We start from the raw sequence: 3,957 nt of genomic DNA, 5'->3' as shown, positions 1-3,957 counted from the left end.
GCGCGACGTCAATTCGAGCGGTAATGTTAACCGGCCGCTTACCATCCGCGGTCGCCGAGCCGGTCCAGCGCCGCATAGGCGATGCCGAGGAATACGCTGTAGGCCAGCACCATGACGAGGGAGAAGCCGGCGGGACGCAGTCCCAGTCCCGCATCGGAGGCGAACCATCCGCGGCCCAGCAGCGGAAAGAACACCAGGCCCATGGCGAGCCAGCCGATTGCGCCGAGCGCCAGTCCCTTGGCCGCGCCGCTGCGGCCCGGCAGCCATGGATAGATCGTCGCAAAGACGAGGCCGATGATGAGCGTGCCGTTGACGAACGACAGGAGCCAGAGCAGGGCGGGCTGGACCGAGCTGCCGACCACTACGCTCAGCGCATGCTGCAAGTCCTGATAGGGTTGGAAGCCTGGAAGCCAGCCCATCCGCTCCTTCAGGAACATCAGGCCGCCATGCGCAAGGCTGCCGCACATTCCCGCCGCGATCGACTTCCAGATCCGCTCGGTGCTGATGAAATCCATCGCGGCGTGTGACGATTCGTCAATCGGCGGGCACGAAATGGTCGCGCGCGCTGGCTCTCTGCCCGGTCGCGACGTCCGTGATGCCGATCTCGATGTCCACGGCCTTCTTCGGCAGTTGTGCCGGTGCGATTTGCACCGACATCCGCACCTCGCGGGTCTGGTCCTGGCCGACCTCGACGATCAGCCTGCCGTCGGCCTTGCGCTCGACGCCGGCGACGCGGACGGCGGCACCGGAGAGCCCCGATACGTCGAGCGCAAACGACCGCTCGAAGCCCTTGTTGAGCAGGCGCACCGTGTAATCGTTGCGCACGCCGCCGTCGGCCAGCTGCACGAACAGCGGATTGCGCTCATGCAGCACGTTGATGCTCATGGTGCTGCGGGTGGCCAGGGCATAGAGCATGATGCTGCCGACGATCGCGATGACGCCGGCGTAGACCAGCGTGCGCGGACGGGCGATGCGGTAGACCGGCGGCTTGCCCTCGCGCCGGCGCTGCTGGTTGATGTCGGTGTCGTAGCCGATCAGCCCGGTCGGGCGGCCGATCTCCGTCATGATGTTGTTGCAGGCATCGATGCAGAGGCCGCACTGGATGCAGCCGAGCTGGATGCCCTTGCGGATGTCGACGCCGGTCGGGCAGACGTTGATGCATTGGTGGCAGTCGACGCAGTCGCCGGCGATCTCGCCGTGGACGCGCGCGGCTTCCGCCTTCTTCACCGACATGCGCGGCTCGCCGCGGTCGCGGCGATAGGTGACGTTGAGCGCCCATTCGTCGGTCAGGGCCGCCTGGATGCGCGGCCACGGACACATGTAGATGCAGACTTGCTCGCGGGCGTGGCCGGCGAACACGTAGGTCGTCGCGGTCAGGATGCCGATCCAGAGATACGCGATGAAGGGCGCCTGGAAGGTCGCGAGTTCCCGCACGAGCGTCGGCGCATCGTCGAAATAGAGCACCCATGCGCCGCCGGTCCACCAGGCGATCAGGATCCAGAGCACGTGCTTGAGCGCCACTTTGCGGATGTGATCGAAACTCCAGTAGCGCTTGTCGCCCTGTATGCGCTCGCGCCGGTCGCCCTCGACCCAGCGCTCCACGGCGTAGAACAGGTCGGTCCAGACCGTCTGCCAGCACAGATAGCCGCACCAGATCCGGCCCGCCACCGCGTTCATCAGGAACAGCGTCATCGCGGCGATGATCAGGAGGCCGGTGAAGTAGTAGACCTCCTGCGGCCACAGCTCGATGAAGAAGAAGTAGAAGCGCCGGTGCGGTAAGTCGACGAGCACGGCCTGGTTAGGCAGGCCGGGCCCGCGATTCCAGCGGACGAACGGCAGCAGGTAGTAGATCCCGAGCGTGATGCACAGGATCGTCCACTTGATGCGGCGGAACTGGCCATGAACCGACTGCGGATAGACCTTCTTGCGCTTTTCGTAGAGAGGTCCTTCGATGAACGTATCGTCGGCCATGTCACAGTCCCCGCATTCCAACCTGCGATTGCGCGATCAGGAGAACGCGCAGCCGTCCCGCAGGCCCAGCTTCTTGAACACCATCGCCGCCGGGCAGAAGCCGGTGAACGAGGCCTGCAGCATATTCAGGCCGGCAAACGCCGTCAGCAGGTACCAGTAGGCGTTGACGTAGGTGCCGAGCGCCAGTCCGAGCAGGACGACGAACCCGGCGAAGGCGAGAACGGCTTTATCGACATTCATGGTAGGCTCCTTGTTGAAGTGGGGTGAAGTTTCAGGAATTGGTGAGGCCGGCTTCGGTCCAGGCGACGATGCCGCGCGCGTCCATCGCGCCGGCGTGGCGGGCGATCTCGCGGCCGCCCTGCATCAGCAGCAGGGTCGGTATGCCCGTGATGTTGAGGCGCGACGACAGCTCGGGGGCGCTGTCGGAGTTGAGCTTCAGCAGTCGCACCTTCGGCTCGAGCGCCTGTGCGGCGCGCTCGAACATCGGCGCCATGGCGCGGCACGGGCCGCACCACGGCGCCCAGACGTCGACCAGCACGGGAATGTCGCTGTTGGCGACGTGGCGGCCGAAGCCTTCGGCGTCGACCTCGATCGGGTGGCCGGTGAACATCGGCTGGTGGCAGGCGCCGCAACGCGCGCCCTCCGGCGTGCGCGCCGCGGGCAGGCGGTTGGTCCGCCCGCAATGGCCGCAGACGATCTGGCGGGTCTCGCTCATGTGCCGGTCTTGACCTCCTTGATCTTGGCGATGTTCAGCTTGTCGAGCACGAAGCGTTCATAGAACGGTTCGCTCTCGCCGCGCCGCATCTTGCGCAGAAAATATTTTTCGAAGGCCACCTTGGCGTAGTGTACCCACTCGCCCTTGGACGACCAGTTGACGTTGCGCGGCGGAATCTGCGGCTGCGCCAGGAAGGCGACGCCGGAATCGCCGAAATCGGCGAGGCAGATCGCGTTCCAGGTCGGCTGCGTGTTCGGCTCCTTGCCGCGGAGCAGGGCGCCGATGTTCATGGCGGTCGCCGTCACCATGGATTCGATCATGAAGCCGGTCTTGGGCACGCCGACCGGCACCGGCGTTGTGCCCACGGGTGCGATCGCCACGCAGACGCCGACGGCGAAGACGTTGGGGAAGGCCGGATTGCGCTGGTGCTTGTCGACCACGACGAAACCGCGGGGATTGGTCAGCTTCTCGATGCCGCGGACCGCCTCGACGCCGCGGAACGCCGGCAGCATCATCGAATAGGTGAAGGGCAGCTCGTGGGTCTTGCGCACCGCGCCGTCGTCGCCGAGCTCCTCGACGATCATCTTGCCGGCTTCGACGCTCTTGACGCGCGCATTGGTGATCCATTTGACGTGCTTCTCGCGCATCTCGCTTTCGAGCAGGCCCTTGGTGTCGCCGACGCCATCGAGGCCGAGATGGCCGATATAGGGCTCCGAGGTGACGAAGGTCATCGGCACCTGGTCGCGCAGCTTGCGGCGGCGCAGCTCAGTTTCCAGGATAAACAGGAATTCGTAGGCCGGGCCGAAGCAGGAGGCGCCTTGCACCGCGCCGACGATGACGGGCCCAGGCTTGGCCGCGAGCTTCTCGAACGCGTCCTGCGCATGCGAGGCGTGGTCGACGTGGCAGATCGACTGGGTATGGCCCTGCGGGCCGAGCCCCGGGATCTCGTCGAAAGCGAGCTCGGGTCCGGTCGCCACGACCAGGTAGTCGTAGTTGATCGACGTGCCGTCGCCGAGCTCGATGCGGTTCTCGGCCGGTTGCACGCGCCTGGCGCCCTGCGTCAACAGGCGGATGCCCTTGCGCTTCATGATGTCCGCGAGATCGATCTCGATCTCGTTGCGCTTGCGCCAGCCGATGGCCACCCAGGGATTCGACGGCACGAAATGGTAGACCGCGCCCTGCGAGATCACGCTCAGCCGGTCGTCCTTCCTCAACTGGGGCAGCAGTTCATAGGCCATCAGCGTTCCGCTCAGCCCGGCTCCGATTACGAC

General features: G+C 65.8%; 5 protein-coding genes. All 5 read right to left on the bottom strand.

The genetic code is table 11. The features are described 5' to 3' along the window. Positions 1-38: 38 nt before the first annotated feature. Positions 39-515 carry a DUF6789 family protein gene (locus tag KGM94_RS24070; protein WP_300264873.1) on the bottom strand — a complete coding sequence of 159 codons (477 nt, stop codon included), beginning with the start codon at positions 513-515 and terminating at the stop codon, positions 39-41. 19 nt (positions 516-534) lie between these two features. Next, positions 535-1,971 carry a cytochrome c oxidase accessory protein CcoG gene (gene ccoG / locus KGM94_RS24065; RefSeq protein WP_300264870.1) on the bottom strand — a complete coding sequence of 479 codons (1,437 nt, stop codon included), beginning with the start codon at positions 1,969-1,971 and terminating at the stop codon, positions 535-537. 36 nt (positions 1,972-2,007) lie between these two features. Then, on the bottom strand, positions 2,008-2,211 hold the full coding sequence (locus KGM94_RS24060; RefSeq protein WP_300264867.1) for a DUF2892 domain-containing protein: 204 nt from the start codon (positions 2,209-2,211) through the stop codon (positions 2,008-2,010). 31 nt (positions 2,212-2,242) lie between these two features. Next, entirely contained in the window at positions 2,243-2,686 is a 444-nt protein-coding gene (trxC, locus tag KGM94_RS24055) for a thioredoxin TrxC (protein ID WP_300264864.1), read from the bottom strand. Further along, positions 2,683-3,957: FAD/NAD(P)-binding oxidoreductase (locus tag KGM94_RS24050; RefSeq protein WP_300264861.1), on the bottom strand; the 1,275-nt coding region annotated here is incomplete at its 5' end. The genes KGM94_RS24050 and trxC, both read right to left, overlap by 4 nt.

Origin of the sequence: Bradyrhizobium sp. (genome assembly GCF_028868675.1) — a bacterium.
Classification (GTDB): Bacteria; Pseudomonadota; Alphaproteobacteria; order Rhizobiales; family Xanthobacteraceae; genus Bradyrhizobium.
This window is presented reverse-complemented; position numbering and strand designations above follow the sequence as displayed.